Annotated in this window: 22 protein-coding genes; 5 read left to right on the top strand and 17 right to left on the bottom strand. The window is 65.5% G+C overall.

The genetic code is table 11. The annotated features are described in order from the left end of the window. Positions 1-11: 11 nt before the first annotated feature. The 16 genes from NDB2M1_RS11600 to NDB2M1_RS11525 form a co-directional block, all read right to left on the bottom strand. A complete protein-coding gene (locus NDB2M1_RS11600; RefSeq protein ID WP_072382452.1) occupies positions 12-1,019 on the bottom strand; it encodes an alcohol dehydrogenase catalytic domain-containing protein in 1,008 nt (335 codons plus the stop codon). Positions 1,020-1,031: 12 nt separating this feature from the next. After that, entirely contained in the window at positions 1,032-1,790 is a 759-nt protein-coding gene (locus NDB2M1_RS11595) for an SDR family NAD(P)-dependent oxidoreductase (RefSeq protein ID WP_072382446.1), read from the bottom strand. Continuing rightward, positions 1,778-2,662, bottom strand: a complete 885-nt coding sequence (locus tag NDB2M1_RS11590) for an MBL fold metallo-hydrolase (protein WP_072382443.1) — start codon at positions 2,660-2,662, stop codon at positions 1,778-1,780. The genes NDB2M1_RS11595 and NDB2M1_RS11590 overlap by 13 nt, the downstream gene beginning before the upstream one ends. Next, positions 2,662-4,281, bottom strand: a complete 1,620-nt coding sequence (locus NDB2M1_RS11585; protein ID WP_083554816.1) for an FAD-binding oxidoreductase — start codon at positions 4,279-4,281, stop codon at positions 2,662-2,664. The genes NDB2M1_RS11590 and NDB2M1_RS11585 overlap by 1 nt, the downstream gene beginning before the upstream one ends. Continuing rightward, entirely contained in the window at positions 4,278-4,595 is a 318-nt protein-coding gene (locus tag NDB2M1_RS11580; protein ID WP_253185855.1) for a c-type cytochrome, read from the bottom strand. The genes NDB2M1_RS11585 and NDB2M1_RS11580 overlap by 4 nt, the downstream gene beginning before the upstream one ends. Beyond that, positions 4,592-5,431 (bottom strand): SDR family NAD(P)-dependent oxidoreductase, encoded by an 840-nt coding sequence (locus NDB2M1_RS11575; protein ID WP_072382439.1) that lies wholly within the window; start codon positions 5,429-5,431, stop codon positions 4,592-4,594. The genes NDB2M1_RS11580 and NDB2M1_RS11575 overlap by 4 nt, the downstream gene beginning before the upstream one ends. Before the next feature lie 32 nt (positions 5,432-5,463). Further along, entirely contained in the window at positions 5,464-6,534 is a 1,071-nt protein-coding gene (locus NDB2M1_RS11570) for an aromatic ring-hydroxylating dioxygenase subunit alpha (RefSeq protein WP_072382438.1), read from the bottom strand. 13 nt (positions 6,535-6,547) lie between these two features. Continuing rightward, positions 6,548-7,081 carry a 2,4'-dihydroxyacetophenone dioxygenase family protein gene (locus tag NDB2M1_RS11565; protein WP_054120233.1) on the bottom strand — a complete coding sequence of 178 codons (534 nt, stop codon included), beginning with the start codon at positions 7,079-7,081 and terminating at the stop codon, positions 6,548-6,550. Between the two features lie 13 nt (positions 7,082-7,094). Beyond that, the gene (locus tag NDB2M1_RS11560; RefSeq protein ID WP_072382435.1) at positions 7,095-7,631 is read right to left on the bottom strand and encodes a 2,4'-dihydroxyacetophenone dioxygenase family protein; all 537 of its coding nucleotides are present in this window, start codon (positions 7,629-7,631) and stop codon (positions 7,095-7,097) included. Between the two features lie 26 nt (positions 7,632-7,657). Beyond that, the gene (locus NDB2M1_RS11555) at positions 7,658-8,191 is read right to left on the bottom strand and encodes a 2,4'-dihydroxyacetophenone dioxygenase family protein (protein WP_072382431.1); all 534 of its coding nucleotides are present in this window, start codon (positions 8,189-8,191) and stop codon (positions 7,658-7,660) included. 62 nt (positions 8,192-8,253) lie between these two features. Beyond that, complete coding sequence (locus NDB2M1_RS11550) at positions 8,254-10,779, bottom strand: TonB-dependent receptor (protein ID WP_072382428.1); 2,526 nt, start codon at positions 10,777-10,779, stop codon at positions 8,254-8,256. A gap of 129 nt (positions 10,780-10,908) precedes the next feature. Beyond that, entirely contained in the window at positions 10,909-11,841 is a 933-nt protein-coding gene (locus tag NDB2M1_RS11545) for a helix-turn-helix domain-containing protein (protein ID WP_143146731.1), read from the bottom strand. A 25-nt stretch (positions 11,842-11,866) separates the two neighbouring features. Beyond that, positions 11,867-13,108 (bottom strand): MFS transporter, encoded by a 1,242-nt coding sequence (locus tag NDB2M1_RS11540; RefSeq protein ID WP_072382421.1) that lies wholly within the window; start codon positions 13,106-13,108, stop codon positions 11,867-11,869. Then, positions 13,105-13,683: a VOC family protein gene (locus NDB2M1_RS11535; protein WP_072382416.1), complete on the bottom strand. Its 579-nt coding sequence runs from the start codon at positions 13,681-13,683 to the stop codon at positions 13,105-13,107. The genes NDB2M1_RS11540 and NDB2M1_RS11535 overlap by 4 nt, the downstream gene beginning before the upstream one ends. 57 nt (positions 13,684-13,740) lie before the next feature. Further along, positions 13,741-14,754 (bottom strand): zinc-dependent alcohol dehydrogenase family protein, encoded by a 1,014-nt coding sequence (locus NDB2M1_RS11530; RefSeq protein ID WP_072382413.1) that lies wholly within the window; start codon positions 14,752-14,754, stop codon positions 13,741-13,743. A 111-nt stretch (positions 14,755-14,865) separates the two neighbouring features. Beyond that, positions 14,866-15,693, bottom strand: coding sequence for an IclR family transcriptional regulator domain-containing protein (locus NDB2M1_RS11525; RefSeq protein ID WP_072382660.1), 828 nt, complete (start codon positions 15,691-15,693; stop codon positions 14,866-14,868). Positions 15,694-15,839: 146 nt separating this feature from the next. Here NDB2M1_RS11525 and NDB2M1_RS11520 point away from each other — a divergent pair, with 146 nt between their 5' ends. The 5 genes from NDB2M1_RS11520 to NDB2M1_RS11500 are packed head-to-tail and all read left to right on the top strand — an operon-like array spanning position 15,840 to position 21,178. Beyond that, positions 15,840-17,069 (top strand): Tm-1-like ATP-binding domain-containing protein, encoded by a 1,230-nt coding sequence (locus NDB2M1_RS11520; RefSeq protein WP_072382411.1) that lies wholly within the window; start codon positions 15,840-15,842, stop codon positions 17,067-17,069. A 12-nt stretch (positions 17,070-17,081) separates the two neighbouring features. After that, positions 17,082-17,531, top strand: a complete 450-nt coding sequence (locus NDB2M1_RS11515) for an acetyl-CoA carboxylase biotin carboxyl carrier protein (RefSeq protein WP_072382408.1) — start codon at positions 17,082-17,084, stop codon at positions 17,529-17,531. 4 nt (positions 17,532-17,535) lie between these two features. Next, positions 17,536-18,870, top strand: a complete 1,335-nt coding sequence (locus NDB2M1_RS11510) for an acetyl-CoA carboxylase biotin carboxylase subunit (protein ID WP_072382405.1) — start codon at positions 17,536-17,538, stop codon at positions 18,868-18,870. Beyond that, on the top strand, positions 18,867-20,339 hold the full coding sequence (locus tag NDB2M1_RS11505) for a biotin carboxyl carrier protein (protein WP_072382402.1): 1,473 nt from the start codon (positions 18,867-18,869) through the stop codon (positions 20,337-20,339). The genes NDB2M1_RS11510 and NDB2M1_RS11505 overlap by 4 nt, the downstream gene beginning before the upstream one ends. Then, the gene (locus tag NDB2M1_RS11500; RefSeq protein WP_072382399.1) at positions 20,336-21,178 is read left to right on the top strand and encodes an HAD-IIA family hydrolase; all 843 of its coding nucleotides are present in this window, start codon (positions 20,336-20,338) and stop codon (positions 21,176-21,178) included. The genes NDB2M1_RS11505 and NDB2M1_RS11500 overlap by 4 nt, the downstream gene beginning before the upstream one ends. Positions 21,179-21,296: 118 nt before the next feature. On the opposite strand, the gene NDB2M1_RS11495 is transcribed toward NDB2M1_RS11500, so the two are convergent. Beyond that, the gene (locus tag NDB2M1_RS11495) at positions 21,297-21,566 is read right to left on the bottom strand and encodes an HNH endonuclease (RefSeq protein ID WP_072382396.1); all 270 of its coding nucleotides are present in this window, start codon (positions 21,564-21,566) and stop codon (positions 21,297-21,299) included. Positions 21,567-21,568 lie beyond the last annotated feature (2 nt).

Here is a 21,568-nt window from a genome sequence, read left to right as displayed (position 1 = left end):
ACACTATCGTTTCAGGCGCCGGGTTCGATCAGCACCTTGCATTGTTCGGTGCGGCGGCGGAGCGCTTCGAACACGGTGGGGGTCTGGGCGAGCGAAATGGTTTCGGTGATCAGCAGGCGCGGTTCGGCCGCGCCCCGGTCGAGCGCATCCAGAGCCGCCTGGTATTCGTGGGTCGTGAAGAACGCCGAGGTGATGAGGCGCACTTCCTTGGAAAGCATCGCAAAGCTGTTGAAGGTATCGGGCACGGTACACAGGCCCAGCAGCACGATGGAGCCGCGCGCGCGCACTTGCTCGACCGCCTGCGCGATAAGGCCCGGAACACCTACGCATTCGAATACCACGTCCGCTTTGCCGCCGAGGGCACGTTCTGCAGCGCCCAGCGGATCATCGCGATCGGCGATGAAATCGTGCGCGCCCATGCTCAGCGCGCGCTCCTGCTGCCAGGTGGCGACATCCTGCACGACGACGCGCCCAGCGCCCATGCGCCGGGCCCAGAACGCGGTCGCGAGGCCGATGGGGCCGGCGCCGAGGATCAGCACCTTGTCGCCGATGCGCAGGCCCGCCATTGCCACGCCGTGGAGCGCCACCGCCAGCGGCTCGATGATCGCGCCATCGGCGAGGCTGGCGGATTTCGGGAGCTTCACGCACTGGTTCGGCAAGGTGAGCGCATATTCGGCATAGCCGCCGCCCTGCAGGCCAAACCTGTCGCACCACGAGACGTTGCCGGCGAGACAGGCCGGACATGTGCCGCAGCTTTTAAGCGGACTGACAGCAACCAGATCGCCCTTGACGAGGCCTTCAACGCTCTTCCCGAGTTCGACCACTTCGCCTGCAAACTCATGGCCAAGGATCGAGCCCGCGCCCTGCCCGTAGGCCGGGTCTTCGGTCATATGCAGATCGGAACCGCAGATGCCGCAGCGACCGACCTTGACCACGACCTCACCCGCGCCCGGCACCGGATCGGCCACTGTTTCGATGACGAGTGGCTTGTGCAGGCCCTGCATGACGGCGGCGCGCATGGTCGTTGCTCCTCAGTGCGCGGTCTGGCCGCCATCGATTGCGATGGTCGCGCCATTGATGAAGCTTGCGGCATCCGAGAGAAGGTGCAGCACGGTGCCCGCGATTTCCTCAGGCTGCGCCGCGCGGCCGCTGACGTTGCCCGCAAAGAAGGCAGCGCGGAAGTTCGGGTCATCGGCCCAGTGCTGCGTCATCGGGGTGACGACGAAGCCCGGCGCGATGGCGTTCACACGGATGTTCGCTTGCGCGTACTCCACCGCCGCCGCCTTGGTGAGGCCCGATACGGCGTGCTTCATCGCGCAGTAGACGCTCATGTTCGGGTCCGCGATCAGCGCGCCGACCGAGGCGGTGTTGACGATCGCGCCGCCGCCGACTTTCAGGAAATGGCGGATTTCCGCCTGCATGGCAAAGAACACGCCCTTGAAGTCGACGTCGATGGCGAGGTTCATTTCCTCCGGCGTGACTTCATGGATCGGGCGCTGCGGGGGGAGAACGCCGGCGTTGTTGAACGCCGCATCCATCCGGCCGTAGCGCTGGACGCAGGCGGCGACGAGCGCGTCCATCGCGGCAGCGTCGGTCACGTTGGCCTGGCAGAACGAGGCCTCGCCGCCAGCCTGCTTGATGATCGCGACGGTTTCCTCGGCGCGCTGGTCGACATCGCCGATGATGACCTTGGCGCCCTTGCCGGCGAGAGCGATGCAGGCGGCGCGGCCGATGCCGGTCGCGCCGCCGGTGACGAGAATGGCTTTATCCCTGAACGTCATTCCGTCCATGCCGCCTGCTCCCCCTTGGCAACGCGCGAGGAATTGCCGAGCAGGAAATCGCCGAGCACGTCGACCGCGTCCGGAAAGGCCTTCTTCACGCGGGCGGCAAGGTCTGCGCTGTCCTTCGAGGCGGCGACCAGCTTGGGCCACTCGGCGATATAGCGCCGCGTGAACTCGAGGCCCGAGGGATCGTCCGGCAGGCCCGGCTTGTTGTGCCCGGCAACGACGATCTCGGGCTTGAGCGCGATGAAGCTGTCATTGGCCTTGCCCCAGGCGGCGATGGCGGCGGCGTCATGTTCGCCCATCCACAGGAACATCTGGTTGTAGACGAGATCGCCCGGGAAGAGCGCCTTGATCGAAGGCGCCCAGAGCGCGGTGGCATGGACATGGTCGCCCTGCACCGGGCCGAGGACCTTGAGTTCCTTGCCCTCGAGCATGATCGTGTCGCCCTCCAGCGCGGCAGGCGCGGTGGGGTGGCGGGGCGAATTGACGCCGAGCACCGGATACCAGCGCTTCACCTTATAGGGCAGCGAGCGCCAGATATCGGCGGCGACGACCGGGTGCGCGACGATCTTGGCATCGGGGAAGGCATCCTGCAGCACTTCCATCGCGAAGAAGTGATCGGGATGGTCGTGCGTGATGAAGATCGTGGTGAGGTGCTTGCCGCTGTCGAGCACCATCGCGACGACGCGGTGCGCATCGGCCCGGGTGAACGGCGCATCGACCAGCACCGCATCCTTCTCGCCCTTGATCAGCGCGATATTGGCAAAGAGCGAGCCGCCGCTGGTGCGAAGGCTTTCGACCGTGAGCGGCTTTTCCTGCGCATGCGCGGTGGTTGCAAGCAAGGCGCAGCCAAGCGCGAGAAGCGTTTTCCTGATCATCACAGAATTCCTGACTTTCCGGGGGCGAGGATGTGGTTGGGATCGAGCGCGTGCTTGAGCTTGGCGTTGAAGGCGCGGTTCACCGTGCCGAACTGCTCGGCGACAAGGTCCATGGCGTGGACGCCGGTGCGGTAGCTGGCCCAGCCTCGTTCGCCGAAGCCGGTCACGAGCTCGCGGTAGCAATCGTCGGCGCGCTTTTCCTCGGCGGGGTCCGACTTGTCGTAGAGCAGCGCGATGATGTGGTGCAGTTCGCGGCTGCCGATGGCGAAGGCGGCGGTATAGTCGAAACCGTGCTTGCCCAGGATCTGTTTGGCGAGTTCGACCTGTCCTTGCGTCTCGCTGCCCTTGGCGGGCGCAACGGGCGCAAACCACGCAAGGCCGCCGCCGTTTCCGCGCCAGCGTGCCAGGCCAATTTCGTCGAGGTTGAGCCCGCCCTGCATGAGCGTGGCGTGGTGGTGGAACCAGGGGTTGTCACCCATTTCGGCCTCGGTCAGCACCTCGCCGTCAATCGCTGCAAAGGCGGCACGGATGATCTTCTCGCTTTCGGCGATCATCCCTTCGGTGCCGTAGAGCGCGATATAGGTGTTCCACATGCCGAGGTTGTTGGCCGTCGCGGCTTTGGAAACCGCTTCGTCGGTAATCGGTCCCGCTCCGTCCCACACCTCGCTGCGCCGCTTGAACATGGCGAGCTGGTAGGCGCCGCCCATCATCAACACCACGTTGGGCACGATGTTGGCAATGCGCAGCGGGCGCATGGCTTCGACGATGCGGGCGACGTCTTCCATCTTCTTGTGGCGGACGACGAAGGGCTTGTAGACCGGGGGCTGCGGCATCAGCCACATGCCCATCTTGGTCACCACGCCGAAGTTCGACTGGGTGAACAGGCCGTCGAGGTAGGGTCCGTAGCCCCACTTGAACGCCTGCCAGGCGGAGGGGTTCTTGGTCGAACCCATGCCGGTGCGCAGGATCTCGCCGTCCGCGAGGACGACTTCCATGCCGCATTGGACCATGAAGTGCTCGCCATAGGGCGTATAGCCGACGCCGCGATCGAGCGTGTTGCCGACGGGGCTGGCGATGGGGCCGACGGTCGGCACGTCGATCCACAGCGGGATGTTGTTCTCGACGAGGTAGTCCTTGAGCTGGCGGTAGGTGACGCCTGGTTCGACCAGCGCGGTGCACAGCTCGGTATCGACCGAGAGGATGCGGTTCATGCGCTTGAGATCGAGCACCATCTGACCAGGGGCGGCGGTGGTCGTCTGGCCGTAGCCCATGTTCTTGCCGGTGGAGACCGGCCAGATCGGCTGGCGGAACTGGTTGGCGATCTTCACGATGGCCTGCACCTGCTCCACGCTCTCCGGGCAGACCGCGCCTACAGGGACGTGCTTGCCATAAGGATCGGGGGTGTAGGACTTCTTCCACGGCGACACGGCTTCAGGATCGGCGAAGACCCACTCCGCGCCGACGACCTTGCGCATGGCGGCGACAGCGCCCGCGAAATCGCGCTTCTTCACGCCGGGGGCGAGGACGGCCTTGGCCTTGGCTCCGGTCCCGAGACCGACAGCGGCGGCGCCTGCAGCTGCGCCGCCCAGCAGCGAGCGGCGATCGACATTGACGGTCATTGGCCTTTTTCCTTGGGGTCAGCGCTGCTCATTTCGACCCATGCGGCCAGAGCCTTGAGTTCGGCGGGGGAGACTTCGGTGGGGCGGAAAGCGGGCATCGCGTTCTGGCCATGGCGGACGATGTATTCGACCGCCGAGGCGGGAAGCGCCCTGCCCCGGATCACCGGGCCGACGTTCTTGCCGTGGCAATAGCCGCAGACGGCGCCATAGACCTGTTCGGGGCTGCGCTGGGCCTGCACTTCGCCCAATTTCTGGGCCGCATTGGCAGTGCCAGCGAGCGCGAGGCCCGCGGCGAGGAGGGCAATTCGCTTCACTGATATTTCCCCAGCATCATGCCGCCATCGATCACGACGTGGCTTCCGGTCATGTAATCCGACGCATCGGAGGCGAGCAGCAGCGCGAGTGGCTTGAGCTGGTCGGTCTCCGCCACCGAGCCCAGCGGCACGATGGCATCCCAGGCCTTGCGCGCCACGGGGTCCTTCTTGAGCCAGCCTCCGCCGATGTTGGTGACGAAGGGCCCGGGCGCGATGGCATTGATGCGGATGCGGAACTCGGCGAGTTCCAGCCCCAGCGCGCGCACCATGTGCAGCACGCCCGCCTTGGCCGGCATATAGGGCAGGCCGACGATGGGCTCGGTGACGAGGCCGGCGTTAGACGCGGTGCAGATGATCGAGCCGCCGCTGCGGCCATTGGCGCGGCCGGGCTGTTTCATCACGCGCACGGCATTGCTCACGGTGTAGAACACGCCCGAAAGGTTGACCGAGATCGACTTGTCCCAGCGTTTGGGGTCGTAGGTATCGACCTGCCCATCGGGATTGCGGTGCCCGGCGGGGTTCCAGAAGCCCGCGCCGGTATCGATGCCTGCGTTGGCGAAAGCGATGTCGAGACCGCCGTAGGCCTTGGCATGGGCATCAAAGGCGGCGGTTACGGCATCGAAATCCGACACATCGAGGCGGTCGTTGCGGACTTCATGACCCGCTTCCTTGAGGCGGGCGGCTTCGCGCTCGGCGCCTTCGCCGTCGATATCGGTCAGCGTGACCATCGCGCCGGCTTCCGCCATCGCTTCGGCATAAGCGAGGCCGATGCCAGATGCCGCGCCGGTGACGAGCGCAGAGCGGCCCTTGATGTCAAAGCGGTCCAGAATTGCCATTGTTTATCTTGTCCTCTCCTGCTGCAGCGGCCCTATTCGGCGGCCTGCTCTTGTCGTTCGCGGTCTATCAGCCGTTGCAGCATGCGCCGCGCGCGCACGCCGCCGCCGTCTCCATTCAGGATGACCGGGCGCAGCTCCCAGAAATCGCCCCCGCGCATCAGGCGGTGGCTGTCGCGGATCAGCGGCATGTCTTCCTGCTCGAAGGCGAACTCGAGCGCGGCGCGCATCCCTGCGGTGAACTCGGCATCGCCCAGCGCGAAATCGCGTGCGGTGGCCCAGAAATAGTGTGTGGTATCAGATGTTTCGGGCGTGAAAGCGTGGAGCGAGGGGAGCAGCGTGCAATCTTCGCGCGGGGTGCCCGGCGGGCCAGCGCGGAAATCGAAATAGAGCACGGCGGGCGCGTGCCAGACGACCCAGCCATAGAAATCCTGTTTGACGCCGATGCGGCCGAGCATCCCGCCGATGCCCTCCGAAAGGTAATCGTCAAGGCGGATATATTCGGCGTTGACCGTCTCGCCGTCCTGCCAGAACTTGCGTGTCCCCTCGGTGAAGGCCGCCGCGACCAGCGCGGGATGGACGAAATTGGCGTGGCTGAGATCGAGGATATTGTCGCTGTAGAGCTCGTAGTGCCCTTCCGCGACCGTCGCCCCGCGCACGGCTTCCCACTTGGGATCGGCGAGCCAGCTGAAATCCGGGATCAGCGCGGGATCGGCCTTGTCCGCGTCGCCCATCCAAATCCACAGGAGCGCGTGGCGCTCCACCAGCGGATAGACGCCGAGGCGGCTCTCCGGAAGTTGGCCGCCGGGATGCGGATTGTGGACGCAGGCCCCGGTGCCGTCGAACCGCAGGCCATGATAGGGGCACGTCAGCGCGCCATCCACCACCTTGCCCTGCCCCAGCGGCGCCCAGCGGTGCGGGCAGCGGCCCGAAACCGCATTGGCCTTGCCCTCCGCATCCCGAAACAGCGCGACAGGCTCTTCGAGGAAAACACGCTGCTGCGGGGTGTCGCCCAGATCGCTGGCCCAACCCGCCACATACCAGCAATGGCGCAAGTATGTGCCCTGCGGCTCCGGAGCAAGTTTGGGGACCCCCGCAGCGTTCATGTTAGCTCCCCCGTCAGAGATAGAGCTGCTTGTTGATCGGAATGCCGTGCTCCCGGCAGTAGGTCTCGTAGTGGTTCATGAACCACCAGACATCGAGCGTCTCGACGTGGTTGCCGTGCTCGTCGAAGAACTCGTTGGCGCCCTGCATGTGGAACAGCGCCTTCATCCCGTTCGGATCATCGGTGACGAGCGTGTGCGCCGTGCCCGGCGTTTCGGTGATGAATTCGCCCGGGCGGCACACCCAATCATATTCCAGATAGCGGAACGAGCCTTCGAGCCCGATCGCCCAGACGCGGCCGCGGTGCTTGTGCGTGCCGATCACGCCCGGGCCCTTGATCCACAGGATGTTGACATAGACGTTGTCCCGCACGTCGAACGCCAGATGCCGGATCGCGGCATTGTCGCCGAAAGGAACCCACGGGCTTTCGGCTTCGGAGGCGCCGACATAGGTGCCTTCGACACCCTTCGACTTGATCAGCGCCCCGTAAAGCTCCGGCACATCGACGATCTTGTAGGCCCCGGACGGCGGGGCGGTCATGGTTGCCATGGCTGGCGGCCTCTCAGAGATAGAGCTTGGGGTTGATCGGGATGTCGTTTTCCCGGCAGTAGGTCTCGTAGTGGTTGATGAACCACCAGACGTCCGAGGTATCGGCATAGTTGCCGTTCTCGTCGTAGAACTCGATCGGGCCCTGCATCCATCCGAACAGCTTGACGCCTGCGGGATGCTCGGTGACGAGGGTATGGCTTTCGCCCGGCACTTCGAGGATGAGCCCGCCCGGCGAGGCGACCCAGTCGTACTCGAGATAGCGCACGCTGCCTTCGAGGCAGACCATGACGATGGTGCCCCGGTGGAGGTGCGTGCCGATGGTGCCCGGCCCCTTCACCCACAGGATGTTGGAGAAGATGCCTTGCCGCACATCGAAGGCGAGGTGCTTGATCGCGGCATTGTCGCCGAACGGTACCCAGGGGCTGTCGACGTCGGTCTCCGCATCGATGTAGCGGCCGCCGGGGCTCAGCCGCGCGACGAGGTCCTTGTGGGCGAACCCGACATCGACGATTTCCTTCTTCGACGAAGGCGGTGCGGTCATCACGTTCATGGGTGCGCTCCTTTGGCGGATGCCAGTTACCTGATCAGCGTATCGACGTAGTCGGCGCCGATGCCGACGCGGTCGTAATGCTCGCGCGCGTTCTTGATGTAGTCAAACACGTCGAAGTGCCCGATCGTGTTGCCTTCCTCGTCCAGCCACATCAGCGGCCCGGAGACGACGAAGAACACCTTCATCGGATCTTCGTGTTCGTAGCAGACCAGCGTGTGGCTCTCGCCCGGCGTCTCGTAGATGAAGTCGCCTGCGGTCGCGGTCCATTCATGCTCGAGGTAAGCCCACTTGCCGCTGATCGTGTAGGCCCAGATCGGATGCGGGTGATAATGGCGGTTCACAAGGCCCGCCGACTTCGACATCAGCACATCGGCCCACATGTTCTTGGTCGGGCTGATCCAGACGGGCTTGGAGCTCACCGTTTCGCTGATCGGAACCCAGTAGCGCTCGTCGCCCTCGGCGATCTTTGACATGTAGACTTCGGGAAGCCCGCCTTCCCGGAACACTTTCTCGACCGGCTTGATGCCTTTCCAGAATTCGGAATGGGCGGTTTCAGGCATTTTTCTCTCCCCGGGTGAGAAGGGCGGGCTCTTCACGAAGCCCGCCCTCTCGTTTTTTGCGATCAGAACTTCACGCCAAGCCGAGCGTACCATTCACGCGGACGGCTGTAGGTGCCGTAGAACTGGCCACCCGCAATCTGCGCCTGACCGGTCACCAGATAGCGCGTATCGGTGAGGTTGGTCCCGCCGACGGTGACATCCCAGTGCTCGCCCGGCTCCCTGTAGGTGATCGAGCCGTTGAGGATGTCCGTCGCGGCGCGCTGCAGCAGATACGCGCGTTCGGTATCGTTCCACAGCGAAGTCGAGTGGGTGAAGTCCGCGAGGAAGATCAGCTTGCCGCCATTGGCGAACTTCGCCTCGTAGCGCGGGCTGATGTTAAACTTCCACTTCGGCGTCTTGGGCAGCTCGCCGCCGGGGAGCACACCGGCCTGGAACGGGTTGGGCGCAACCTGCGCCGGCCCGAGGACCGACGTGTACTTGGCATCGAGGTAGCCCACCGAACCCGTAATGGTGAAGCCATCGACCGGCGCTGCGGTCATTTCGACCTCGAAGCCCTTGATCTTGGCATCACCCGCGTTCTGGATGGTCGGCGAGACGCCCTGCTGGAAGTTCAGCTGGATGCCCTTGTAGTCGGTCTGGAAGATCGCCGCGTTGATCTGGAGGCGGCGGTCGAGCAAGGTCGACTTGACACCCAGTTCATAAGTGGTCGCCGTTTCCTCGCCGAAGCCCGGCGCGGTGGGCAGCGGGTTGGACAGACGCGTCGTCCAGCCACCGGTCTTGTAGCCCTTCGACCAGCTGGCATAGACCATCGTGTCGTCGTTGGGGTGGAACTGGAGGCCGATCTTCGGCGCGAAGTTGTTGAACTTCTTCTTCTGCGTGCCCGCGACGTAGTAGCGGAGCGGCTGTCCGGCATTCGGGAACCCGGCAGCAATACGGCAAGCGTCGCTGATCGGGTTGATGTTGGCACAGGCCGGCGGGCCCGCGTTGATCCCGGCAAGGAAGTTCAGGATCTTGTAGGTGAGGCCGTTGGCGTCGGACTGGAAGCCTTCGAATTCCTTGTCCTCGTGCGTGTAGCGACCACCCACGGTGATGCCGAACATATCGTTGAACTTGTAGTCGATCTGCCCGAAGAACGCGTAGTTCTTGGTCGAGAGATCGTTCGGTCCATCGACCTGAAGCAGGCCTTCGGCGAAGGTCACGTAGTCATGCAGGTTGCCGGCTTCCTTGAAGAAGTAGGCGCCGAGGACGTAGTTGAGCTTCTTGTCCATGGCGTTGCCGAGGAGCTGGAGCTCCTGGCTGAACTGCCACTGATCGGTGGTGAAGCTGGTGTGGAGGAAGTTGAGCGGCGACCCGTCAAGGTCGGTGCCCACGTTCCAGTGCAGCTCGCGGTAGCCGGTGATCGACTTCAGCGCGATGTTGTCGCTGAGGTCATACTGCAGCGTCAGCGAGCCGCCGTAGGACTTGAGCTTGGAGTAGTTGTTGCCGTTGGCATAGCTCTTGTCGATGTCGCCGGTCAGGAAGCGATCGTCATAGGGCAGGCGGTTGTTGCGCGGATCCGCATCGACATTGACGCCGTAGACAGTCGGGTTGTCGAAGATCGTGTTGAGGCCGCCGATGCCGCCGATATAGGCAAACGCGGGCGGGCCGCCGCCGCAGTCGGTCGACGAGGCGATGATCGCGCAATTGTAGGTGCCTGCGAAGACCGCCGGGGTGGTCTTGATCAATGTGTTGGCGATCTGGCTCTGGTCGACATTGGTGTAGTCGGCCGAAAGCGTCGCGGTGAACGGACCGCGATCGAACTTCAGCTTGCCGCGCAGGTTCCAGTTGTTGTCACCGCCTTCGGTGCCATACCCTGCGTTGTTGTAACCGGCGGCCTTGTAGTTGTTGATGCTGGTCGAGGCGAAGTTGGTCGCGCCCGGGAACGGAATGCGCTTCAGGTAGCCATTGCGGTTCTTGGTCGAGAAGCTGACCGACGCACCGAGCCCATCGGTGATCGGCAGGTCGACGGTGCCGCGCGTCTGGACGAGGCTGAAGCGGCCGACGGTGACGTCGCCCTTGAAGCTGAATTCCTTGCCCGGATCATGCGTGACGATCGAGATCGCGCCGCCGATGGTGTTGCGACCGAAGAGCGTACCCTGCGGCCCCTTGAGCACTTCGATGCGCTCCACGTCGGGCAGGTCCTGGTTCGCACCGACCGAACGGGCGAGATAGACGCCGTCGAGGTAGATACCCACGCCCGGATCGATGTTGAACGCGAAGTCGTTCGCGCCGATGCCGCGGATGTAGGCCGAAAGCACTGCGGTCGAGCCCGAGAACGGCGTACCGGCGTCCAGAGTGACGTTCGGCGCGAGGTTCGAAAGTGCCGCGACGCTCGTCACCGCGCGTTCCTGCAGCGCGCCAGCGGTGAAGGCCGAAATGGCGATCGGCACGTCCTGCACGTTTTCGGCGCGCTTCTGCGCGGTCACCACGATTTCCGCGATGCCGCCTTCGGGGGCGGCTTCCGCCTGGGCCTGCGGTGCATTCTGCGCGAGGGCCGGAGTGGCCATCGCCGCGGCGAGCACGGCAAGCGATACCGTTGTTCGTCTCATGTTGCTCTCCCTTCAAGAGTGTCACTGCCCGCTTTGATCACGGGCATGCGCATTCGAATTCATACTCCGCATCAGCCCCACCGACTTGCACTGGAGCGCAACGCGATCAGGACTGAAGCGCAATTCCGGCTATTTGCGGCGCCATTCACGTGGTGAAACGCCGAATCGCTGCCGAAAGGCGCGCGCGAAATAGGCGCTGTCGTTGAAGCCCAGCTCGAAGGCGACTTCGGTGATGCTGGCTTCCGGCGCGGCTGCGAGCCGTTCGGCTGCTCGCAGGAGGCGGCGTTCGAGGATATAGGCGCTGGGCGTCGTACCCATCCCGGCGAACAGGTTCTGGATCGTGCGGACCGATGCACCGCACGCCGCCGCAAGGCCTAGCGTGCGCAGGCCCGGATCGACCAGCTGGGCTTCGACGATGCCGAGCACCCGGCGGCGCAGCGCATTGTCCGCAGCAGGTGCGGCGGCATCAGGACGGGTGGCCCCGCGCATGGCGAGCGCGACGAGATCGTAGAAGACCTGGCTCACGCCTTCCTGCCAGTCAGGATCACTGAAGCCCTGCTGGCTCTGCCGCCACAGCGAGAGCAGGAAGTCGTGGAACACCCGCGCGCCGGGCGTCTCGCCGCTCATCCGCTGGCGCAGGGCATCGTCGATCCCGGGGAAACGCTCGGCAAGCGGCGCGCGCGGAAACTCGACCACCAGCAGTTCATGAGCGGCCAGATCGATCGCATAGGCCTCGTGCGGCGAACCGATCACGAAGTCGCCCGCACCAAGCGCCGTCTCGGTGCCGTTCTGCCGGTGGAGGCTCGAGCCACGGCACTGGAGGTGGAGGATCAGTCGTTCCTCTGCCGTATAGCGCGGATCGCGGCCCACGAACGAGGCGGTCGAGCGCGGCCTGATCATCGCCAGATCGCCGACCTGCCACGTCCACATCTCGCCGCTGAAGTCACCGCTGGCGCTTTTCACGTAGGTGCCGCTGTAGACCCGGTCGACCAGCTCGTTCCAGAATGCGAGCCGTTCGGGCGGGGCAATTCCGTCGGTGGCGAACTTCTGCACTGCGGTCATGGCGGGGGCGTCCTTTGCAGCGAAGTCAGGCGGGAACAGGCGCGCGGCGGGCAACAACGCGCGGGGCGGATTCAACAAGGCCGAGTGCGCAGATCCCGGCAAGGATGCACAAGGCGAGCATCAGCCACAGCGCGGCGGACAGGCCGTAGACATCGGCAAGCGCGCCAGCGAGGAAGGGGCTCAGCACGCCGCCCAGCACTTCGCCGGTGCCCATGACGACGCCGGTGAGCGTTGCCGTCAGGCGCGGATCGACGGACTCGGACGGGATCGTCGCCATGAACATCGGGAACAGGCCGTTGAGCCCCCATCCGAAGAAGAAGATCGCCGCGAGCACCCATGCCGAACCGGTGTAGTAGAGCCCGCCCAGCGGCAGGATCACGCCGAGGAAGGCGAACCCGATCATCACCGGACGGCGACCCACCGCGTCCGAGATCGCGGGCACGACGAAGCTGCCGAGCCCCGCCGAAAGGCCGAGTGTCGCCATCAGCCAGCCCATGGTCTCGGGCGCAAAGCCGCGCACCGTCGTGAGGTAGAGCGGCATGAACGCCCAGCACACCACGAGGTAGGAAACGAGCAGCACCGAAATGATCGCGCAGAGCACCACGTTGCGGTGGCGGAAGGCTTCGGAGAGCGGGACCGTTGGCTTCTCGCCAAATGCGAGATAGTGCGCCTCGGCGGGCGGTTCGCGCAGGGTGAACCAGATCAGGACCGCCGTGATCAGGCCCGGCGCCGCCGCCAGATAGAAGCCTTCCCGCCAACCATAAGCCGCCGCCACCGGCACGAGGAGCAGCGGCGCGAGGCCCGATCCCAGCAGGTTCGAGCCGAGGTTCTGCGCGACACCCATCGCCAGCCCGCGCCGTTCCGGCGCCACTTCGCTGACGATCATCGCATGGCTTACCGGCATGACGCCGCCTTCCGCTGCCCCCATCAGCAGGCGCGCGCCGAGCAGCATGAAGAACGAGGACGCCATACCTGACGCGAACGAGCACAGGCAGAACGCGATCGTCGCCACCACCACGACCGGTTTCTTCGAGCCGAGCTTGTCCGAAATCCGCCCGACGGCGAGGCCAGACAGCGCCCATGTCAGCGAGAGCGCCGAACTGAACATGCCCACTTGCGTGTTCGACAAGTGCAGATCGGGCTGCACATAGGGCATCAGGAAATTGAGCGCGTTGCGGTCAAAGAACAGGATGCCGAAGTTGAGGCTCAGCAGCCCGACGATCCACGCCTGATAGCCGCCGCTGGCGCGCTTTGTGGCGCCGCTCACAGGAACGGCCTTACGGGATCGGTCTTGCCATCCCAGTCCTGCGCCGCCTGCCACTGCGCGGTGAAGAATGTGTCCATGCCTTCGGTCGCCGGGATCAGCTCGAGGAAACCCGGCCCCATCGGATCGGCGTTGTCGAGATAGGCGACCGATCCGCCGGTCGGCACCGGTGCGCGGAAGGCCAGCGTGTGGCCGCCCTCCAGATAGCCGGGCAGCGCGGCATCGACGTCCTCGAACGCGATCCCGAAATGGTGGAAGCCGTAGCCGCGCTGCTCGATCGTCTCGCGGTAGACGGACGGGTGATCGTCGAGCGGCTGGATCAGCTCGATCTGCATGTGCCCGGCAAAGCCCATCGCAATGGCCACATCGGCCTGCGACGGCGCGCCGCGATAGACTTGCCCTTCGCCCAGGAAATGCTCGAGCAGATAGAACGGCCCTGCACCGAGGTCGCGCTGGAAATGGGATATCGCGGCATGGATATCCGCAACGACAAACGCGGTCTGCACCACGCCCCCGATGCGCTGTCCAAAGCCCAGAACCTGAGCCCCCCTAACCTGCGCCCCCCTAACCTGCGCCATTGCCTTCCTGTCCTCTTCCCTCAAGCCCGCCGTTTCTTCCGGTCGGGCGAACAAACGCTAAAGCGTGATGACGACTTTGCCGAACAAGGCGCTCGATGACTGATAGCGATAGGCGTCGAGCGCCTGTTCGATGCCGAACGTGCGGTCGATCACCGGCTTGATGCCATGCGCATCGATGAAGCAATGCAGGCGGCTTGCCATTCCGCGCGAGCCGACGAAGATGCCGCGGATCGAGCCGCCCTTGAACATCAGGCCATGCGGGTTGGTATTGCCCTCGCGCGTCAGCACGCCGATCAGCGCGATCTCGCCATTGAAGCCGACCGCCGCGATGCTCTGCGCAAGGGTACCGGCGCCGCCGACTTCGACGACATGATCGACACCGCCGCCAGCGAGCTTCGCTGCCGCCGCGCCCCACTCGGGCACTTCACGGTAGTTGATGATCTCGTCCGCCCCGAGTGCCTTGACCCGCTCCAGTTTCTCGTCGGACGAGCTCGTTGCAATGACCTTCGCGCCTGCCGCCTTCGCAATCTGCAGTGCCAGCAGCGAAACACCGCCCGTACCAAGCACCAGCACGCTTTCCCCAGCGCGCACGGGATGCGGGCCTTCCATCAGCGCGTTCCACGCCGTGACACCGGCGCAAGGGAGGCAGGCCGCCTCCTCGAACGACAGGCTTTCGGCCAGCGGCACGACTCCGTGTTCGGGCAGGACGACGAGGTCCTGCAACATTCCCGCGGCGGGCGGCGCGCCGAGCGCAGGGCCGGCCGCCGGGTTGGGCGGGCCATCGAGCCAGTTTTGGAAGAAGGTTCCGGCCACGCGGTCGCCAGGATTCACCAAAGTGACGCCATCGCCGACAGCAACGACCTCGCCCGCGCCATCGGACAGGGGAACGGTATCCACTGCCACCGTGCCGCCCATGTAAAGCCCTTGCGGGATGATCTGGTCACGGAAGTTCAGCGAACAGGCGCGCACCCGCACCAGCACTTCGCCCGGGCCCGCCTGCGGTTCGGGCACATCGCGCAAAGCCATGTCGTCCAGCGACGACGCGCCCGCCCGGATCACCCACTGCCGCATGCTTAAAACCTCCCCTTTGTTCTGCGAGGGAGTGTCGCACAGGAAGGCGCCGATTTAATCAGCAACACAAACGGATTTCACATGGTGCAATGGCCCTCGAAGGGCGCCTGATCAGGCGGCATTTCCAGCGATAGGCGCGCTGACCGACTGCGCTGCAACCGCAAGACCAATCGCCTGCGCCGTCTGCTGCAGCGCTTCGAGGTGGCGGTGCATGACCGCTTCGTCGGTCCCGCGCTTGGCCGGCCATGTGAGGTTGATCGTCGCGATGGGTGCGCCGTTTGCCATGATCGCCACCGCCATCGAACGCCGCCCGTCGCGCAGCACGAGCTGCTTGGAACGGTCCGGCCACGGGTGCAGCGGCTCGCGCAGCGCATAGCCGCGCTCGCGGGTTTCCTTGAGGATCGCGCGCAGGTCTTCCTCGCTGCCGGGCGCCGCATCCTTCGGCCGCAGCCGCGCGATGATCGCCTCGCGCTCCTGCTCATCACATGCTGCGAGATAGGCGCGGCCAGTGGCGGTATGGATATAGGAAAGCTTGACGCCGACGGGTCCGAGAATGGCGGAATCGAGCCGGAACAGCGGGCTGTTGGTCTCCAGAATCTCCATGTGATCAAGGCGCGGAACGCCCAGCACCGAAGGCCATGCCACCTTGGTCGAGAGCGCTTTCATGTAGGGCGAGGCGATCTCGGCGATATGCTCGACCGCGCTGCCGGTGCCGCGCGCTGCCGGGCCGAGATGCGGCAGATAGGCGCCGTCGGCAAGGCGCTGCCAGATCAGCCCCTTGCGCCCCAAGGTCAGCAGCATGCGCAGCAAAGTCGCCTTGGGCAGCTTCAGCGCCTGATGCAGCTCATGGAGGCTGACCGCGCGGCGCGCCTGCACCTCGACCAGCACATCGAGCCCCCGCTCCAGCGCGCGGACGGTCTTTACCTTGCGTTCCAGCATCATCGTTTCCCGGTGCTTCTCTTTCGCGTCTCGGCGCCAACCGGCACGTCCGCGTGTTTCACCTTATGCAACGCGCACATTGCATACCGGGATGCAAAGTCAACCGCGATGTCGCACTCTTGGAGCAGGGAGAGCGAGGGACAACCATGGCTGATACGATCAAGCCGAGCGTCATGCTCATCGTGACGCAGGACACCAAGGAAGAGGAAGCGCGCTTCGTTCGCGCCACACTGGAAGCGGCGGGTGTGCGCGTGGTGCATCTCGATCCCAGCGTGCGACGGACCGTCGGCGGGGCGGAAATCTCGCCCGAGGACGTCGCGGCGGCGGCCGGCATGACCATCGAGCAGGTCCGCGCGCTCGGCCACGAGGGCAAGTGCCAGGACGCGATGATCCGCGGTTCAATCGCAGCAGCGCACGCGTGGAACGCCAGGGACCCGATCTCCGGCATCCTCGCGGTCGGCGGCTCGATGGGTTCGGCGCTCGCCGGCGCGCTCATGCAGAGCTTCCCCTATGGCCTGCCGCGCATGATCGTCTCGACCATGGCCTCCGGTTTCACCAAGCCCTACATGGGCGTGCAGGACATCGCGATGATGAACGCGGTGACCGACATTTCCGGCCTCAATTCGATCAGCCGCGACGTGTTCCGCAACGCTGCCAATGCCGTCGCTGGCATGGCCAAGGGCTATGATCCGAAAGCGGCGGCGGAGAAGCCGCTCGTCCTCATCACCACGCTCGGCACTACCGAAGCGAGCGTGAAGCGCATCCGCGAGGCGCTGGAAAGCGATGGCTGCGAGGTCATGGTGTTCCACTCATCCGGCGCGGGCGGACCGACGCTCGATGGGCTTGCTGCGGGCAAGGATGTCGCGCTCGTGCTCGATCTTTCGCAGACCGAGATCATCGACCATATCTTCGGCGGGCTTGCCGATACCGGGCCCGATCGCGGCCGCCCTGCCCTCCTCAAGGGCATTCCGACGATCCTCGCGCCGGGCAATGCGGACTTCATCATCGGCGGCCCCATCGATGTCTCCCGCGCGCAGTTCCCCGGGCGGCGCTATCACGAGCACAATCCGCAGCTGACGGCGGTTCGCACGACTTTCGAGGATCTCAAGAAGCTCGCCGACCATCTCGCCGCCAATGTGCGCGATGCCACGGGGCCGGTGCGGGTGTTCACCCCGCTCCACGGCTTCTCCAACCACGACAGCCCCGCCGGGCACCTGATGGACCCGAGCGTGCCGCCGCCGTTTGCCGAATACTTGCGCGCGGTCATGCCCGCGCATGTGCCGGTCACCGCCGTCGATGCGCACTTCAACGACACTGCCTTCTCGGACGCGATCATCGCCGCCTCGCGCGAGATGCTGGCCGCGGCCAAGGCCTGAACGGAACCGATCATGAGCGACGATCTGCCGCTGACTGCCGAAGACATCGCCGAAATCGCAGCGATCATCGAGGCCTCACCCTACCGCGAACTGGATCTATCGACCCGCCGCTTCCGCCTCCGGCTCGCACGCGGTGACGGCGCGGAAACAGGCCTGACGCAGGAATGGCAATGGGCCGGCAGCGCGCCCGAAGCGGCTGCTGCGGCAGATGACGAGCACAGCGCCGACCCCGACGCCGTCGCGGCACCACTGCCCGGCACGTTCTACCATGCGCCCCAGCCCGGCGCGCCGCCGTTCGTGGCGGTGGGCGATGACGTCGGTCCGGAAACGGTCGTCGGCATTGTCGAAACGATGAAGCTCATGAACCCGGTCCATGCCGGTCGCAGCGGCAAGGTCGCGGAAGTTCTCGTGCCCAATGCGACGATGGTCGCCAAGGGCCAGCCCCTGCTCAAGCTGGCCTGACCCTATGATCCGCCGACTGTTCATAGCCAATCGCGGCGAAATCGCGCTGCGCGTCATCCGCACGGCCAAGGCCATGGGGATCACCACGGTCCTCGGCGTTTCGAGCGCCGACGCCACGTCGCTGCCTGCGCTGATGGCGGACGAGACCGTGCTGCTCGGCCCCGGTCCTTCCTCGCAGAGCTATCTTGCGATCGACAAGGTCGTCGTCGCCATGGTCGGCGCCAAGTGCGACGCGGTGCATCCCGGCTATGGCTTTCTTTCCGAGAACGCCGCGTTCGCCAAGGCTGTCGCAGAGGCAGGCATCCGCTTCGTCGGCCCCGACATCAAGACGCTGGAAGGCATGGGCGACAAACTCGCGGCCCGCGCGCTGGCGCTCGAAGCAGGCCTTCCCGTCCTCCCGGGCGGCGAGGCGGCGACGCGCGAGGCCATCCACGCACGCGCTGCGGAAACCGGCTATCCGCTCCTCCTCAAGGCCGTGGCCGGCGGCGGTGGCAAGGGCATGCGCCGCGTCGACCGCGCCGAAGACCTCGACAGTGCACTCGATATGGCGCAGGCCGAAGCGCAGGCCGCGTTCGGCAACAATGCCGTCTATGTCGAGCGCTTCGTCGCCAAGGGCCGCCATGTCGAAGTGCAACTGCTTGGCGACGGCACCCATGCCATCCACCTCGGCACGCGCGATTGCTCGATCCAGCGCCGCTTCCAGAAGCTGGTGGAAGAGGCCCCTGCCCCCGCCATGCCCGAGGAAGCGCGCGCGGGAATCGAAAATGCTGCGGTCCGCCTCGCGCAGCATATCGGCTATCGCGGCGCAGGAACGGCGGAGTTCCTCGTCGATGCGACCGACTTCTCGTTCTACTTCCTCGAGCTCAATGCCCGCATCCAGGTCGAGCATCCGGTCACCGAAGCGATCACCGGCGTCGATCTGGTCGAGCAGCAATTGCTGGTCGCATCGGGCAAGGCGCTCAAGCTTACGCAGGCGATGGTGCGCCCCGTCGGCCACGCCATCGAAGTGCGCATCAACGCCGAGGATCCGGACGCTGATTTCCGCCCCGCCCCGGGCCGCATCGCCCGCGCCGCCTGGCCCGCCGGCCCGGGCGTCCGCGTCGACACACACATTGCGGCAGGCGGCGAAGTCCTGCCGTTCTACGATTCGCTGCTCGGCAAGCTGATCGTCCACGGCGCCACCCGCGAGGAAGCCGTCGCCCGCCTGCAGGCAGCCTTGGCGCTTGTCCGGATCGAAGGCGTGCCGACCACCGCCGGGCTCCATGCCCGCATCGCCGCCGATCCGCGCTTTGCTGCAGGCGGCGTCGACACCGGATTTCTCACGGGACTTGCATCATGACGAGCCTCAAACTGGTCGACGTGACCATGCGCGATGGCAACCAGAGCCTCTGGGGCGCCACCGGGCTCAACACCGCGCACATGTTGCAGGCCGCTGCGCTCACCGAAGCCTGCGGTTTTCGCGCCATCGACTTCACCTCGTCGAGCCACATGGCGGTGGCGGTGCGCTACTTCCGGAACAACCCGTGGGAGCGCCTGCGCCGCATGTCGTCCGCGATGCCGACGACGCCGCTGCAGTTCATCACCACCGGGCTGCGCTTTATCGCCTGGCAGCAGGCAGACCCGGAGTTCATGCGCCTCGTCTACCGCGCGCTGCAGGTGAACGGCGTCGGCCGCTTCGTGCTGCTCGATCCGATGCACGAAGTGCCTGCCGTGATCGAGGCCGCGCGGCTGGTGAAGGAAGAGGGCGAAGCCGAGGTGATGTGCGCCCTCACCTTCACGCTCTCCGAATTCCACACCGACCAGTTCTATGCCGATTTCGCCCGCGCCGTCGGCCAGAGCGCGGACATCGACCTGTTCTATATCAAGGACCCCTCGGGCCTTCTCTCGGTCGACCGCGTGCGAACGCTTGTGCCCGCCGTGAAGGCCGCCATCGGCAATCGCCCGCTCGAAATCCATGCCCACACCACGATCGGCCAAGGCATGCTCTCCAGCCTTGAGGCAGCGAAGCTCGGCATATCGGCGATCCATGTCGGCATTGGTGCGGCGGGGGATGGCTCTTCGCTGCCCGAAGCCAACCGCATGCTGGCCAATCTGGACGAAGCGGGCCACACCGTCGAGATCGACCGCGCCGCGCTGGCGAAACTCACATCCTACTGGAACCGCCTCGCGCTCGCGGAAAACCTGCCGTTCGGGCAGCCGCAGAACTTCGACGCGAGCTTCCTGCGCCACCAGATTGCAGGCGGGGTGATGACGACGACCGCGCGCCAGCTCGCCGAACTCGGCCTCTCGGACCGCCTTCCCGCCGTCATCGCCGAAACCGAGCAGGTCCGCGCCGAGCTTGGCTATCCGATCATGGTCACGCCGTTCCCGCAGATGGTCATGAGCCAGGCGCTGTTCAACGTGATCGGCGAGCGCCGCTATGCGCAGGTTTCCGATCAGGTGATCCGCTACTGCCTCGGCAAGTTCGGCAAGCCGACCTCGCCCATCGACAAGCATGTGCTTGCGGCAATCATGGACCGTCCCCGCGCGCGGGAGTTGGAGAACGAACCCACCTTCCCTGCGCTCGGCGACCTGCGCAAGCAGTTCGGCTACCATCTGCCAGACGAGGAATTCCTGCTGCGCGCGGTGATGCCGCCCGAGCAGGTCGACGCGATGCTGGCCGCCGGTCCCTCGCGCGCGACCTATACCCCCGAAGCCGCACCGGTGATCGCGCTGCTGAAGAAGCTCGCGGCCAAGCCCGCCGCGCGCGACCTTGTCATCGAACGTGGCTCGTTCCGCCTCGCCCTTCATGCCGGAGCCGGTTTGTGAGCATTTCCACCGAATATGCCGCGCGGCTCAAGCACGCCGCCGGTTTCATCTTCGACATGGACGGCACGATCGCGCTCGGCGATGCGCAGAGCGGCGGCCACAATGCGCTGCCCTATGCCGTCGCGCTGCTGGAGGCGCTTAAGGCGCGCGGCACGCCCTTTGTTATCTTCACCAATGGCACCGCCAAGCCGCCCGCCGCCTATGCCGCCTCGCTGCGCAAGGCCGGGTTCCCGGTGGAGGACGCGCAGATGCTGACGCCGTCATCGTCGGCTGCGGACTGGCTCAAGCGCACTGGCTACGGCAAAGTGCGCGTGCTCGGCAATCCCGGCTGCCGCGCGCCGCTCGAAGATGCGGGGCTCGATGTGGTCGGACCATCGGATGAGGCGGACGGCGTGGAAGCCGTCTACACCGGCTGGTTTCGCGAGTTCGATTTTCCCGCGCTCGAAGCCGCCTGCGACTCGCTGTGGAAGGGCGCCAGGCTGCTCACCGCGAGCAACGTGCCGTTCTTCGCCACGGCAAACGGCCGCGCCATCGGCGCGAGCTATCCGATCAATGCGATGCTGACGGCGATGACCGGCAAGCGCCCGCGCATTCTCGGCAAGCCCTCGCGCGTCGCCTTCGATACCGCGCGGCTGCTGATGGGGCTGCCGAAGAGCGCGGCACAGCAGATGGTCGTGGTCGGCGATGACCCGGCGCTCGAAATGCGCATGGCCAATACAGTCGGCGCGCTCTCGGTCGGCATGGCGACGGGGATCATGGCCAAGGGCGCGAAACTTCCAGAAAAGGACCAGCCGGCGGTGCTGCTCGACAGCCTGCAGCCGCTGCTCGATATCCTGTAGGCGTCGCCGATCTTGTCCCACCCCGCTCACCCTGAGCCTGTCGAAGGGTGCAGACGCAGTTCGCGCATGATGCTTCGACAAGCTCAGCATGAGCGGTACTGGTTTGAGGCTTTTGAAGCTAGCGCCGCTTTGCCGTCGGCACGTGGAAATCGGGCGGCTTGCCTGAAACCCACGCGACGAACTTCGCGATCACCGGATCTGCCCGCAGCGCGTCGACATCGGCCCCGATCCGCGCCAACTCACCATTGCTGAACTGCGCATGCAGCGTGCGGTGGCAGATGGGATGGACCGCGACCGTCTCGCGCCCGCCGCGGCTCTTGGGCACCGGATGATGCCATTCAACCATGCGCCCGAGCGGCCGCTCGCAGAGCCAGCAGGCCTCGGTCATGC

The sequence above is a fragment of the Novosphingobium sp. NDB2Meth1 genome, assembly GCF_900117425.1.
Classification (GTDB): domain Bacteria; phylum Pseudomonadota; class Alphaproteobacteria; order Sphingomonadales; family Sphingomonadaceae; genus Novosphingobium.
The sequence above is the reverse complement of the archived record's forward strand: the minus strand, read 5'-3'. Positions and strand labels throughout refer to the sequence as shown.

Coding starts and splice junctions, on each gene's coding strand:
- NDB2M1_RS11600 (WP_072382452.1), bottom strand. CDS start 1,019: ATGCGCGCCGCCGTCATGCAGGGCCTGCACAAGCCACTCGTCATCGAA.
- NDB2M1_RS11595 (WP_072382446.1), bottom strand. CDS start 1,790: ATGGACGGAATGACGTTCAGGGATAAAGCCATTCTCGTCACCGGCGGC.
- NDB2M1_RS11590 (WP_072382443.1), bottom strand. CDS start 2,662: ATGATCAGGAAAACGCTTCTCGCGCTTGGCTGCGCCTTGCTTGCAACC.
- NDB2M1_RS11585 (WP_083554816.1), bottom strand. CDS start 4,281: ATGACCGTCAATGTCGATCGCCGCTCGCTGCTGGGCGGCGCAGCTGCA.
- NDB2M1_RS11575 (WP_072382439.1), bottom strand. CDS start 5,431: ATGGCAATTCTGGACCGCTTTGACATCAAGGGCCGCTCTGCGCTCGTC.
- NDB2M1_RS11570 (WP_072382438.1), bottom strand. CDS start 6,534: ATGAACGCTGCGGGGGTCCCCAAACTTGCTCCGGAGCCGCAGGGCACA.
- NDB2M1_RS11565 (WP_054120233.1), bottom strand. CDS start 7,081: ATGGCAACCATGACCGCCCCGCCGTCCGGGGCCTACAAGATCGTCGAT.
- NDB2M1_RS11560 (WP_072382435.1), bottom strand. CDS start 7,631: ATGAACGTGATGACCGCACCGCCTTCGTCGAAGAAGGAAATCGTCGAT.
- NDB2M1_RS11555 (WP_072382431.1), bottom strand. CDS start 8,191: ATGCCTGAAACCGCCCATTCCGAATTCTGGAAAGGCATCAAGCCGGTC.
- NDB2M1_RS11550 (WP_072382428.1), bottom strand. CDS start 10,779: ATGAGACGAACAACGGTATCGCTTGCCGTGCTCGCCGCGGCGATGGCC.
- NDB2M1_RS11545 (WP_143146731.1), bottom strand. CDS start 11,841: ATGACCGCAGTGCAGAAGTTCGCCACCGACGGAATTGCCCCGCCCGAA.
- NDB2M1_RS11535 (WP_072382416.1), bottom strand. CDS start 13,683: ATGGCGCAGGTTAGGGGGGCGCAGGTTAGGGGGGCTCAGGTTCTGGGC.
- NDB2M1_RS11530 (WP_072382413.1), bottom strand. CDS start 14,754: ATGCGGCAGTGGGTGATCCGGGCGGGCGCGTCGTCGCTGGACGACATG.
- NDB2M1_RS11525 (WP_072382660.1), bottom strand. CDS start 15,693: ATGCTGGAACGCAAGGTAAAGACCGTCCGCGCGCTGGAGCGGGGGCTC.
- NDB2M1_RS11520 (WP_072382411.1), top strand. CDS start 15,840: ATGGCTGATACGATCAAGCCGAGCGTCATGCTCATCGTGACGCAGGAC.
- NDB2M1_RS11515 (WP_072382408.1), top strand. CDS start 17,082: ATGAGCGACGATCTGCCGCTGACTGCCGAAGACATCGCCGAAATCGCA.
- NDB2M1_RS11510 (WP_072382405.1), top strand. CDS start 17,536: ATGATCCGCCGACTGTTCATAGCCAATCGCGGCGAAATCGCGCTGCGC.
- NDB2M1_RS11505 (WP_072382402.1), top strand. CDS start 18,867: ATGACGAGCCTCAAACTGGTCGACGTGACCATGCGCGATGGCAACCAG.
- NDB2M1_RS11495 (WP_072382396.1), bottom strand. CDS start 21,566: ATGACCGAGGCCTGCTGGCTCTGCGAGCGGCCGCTCGGGCGCATGGTT.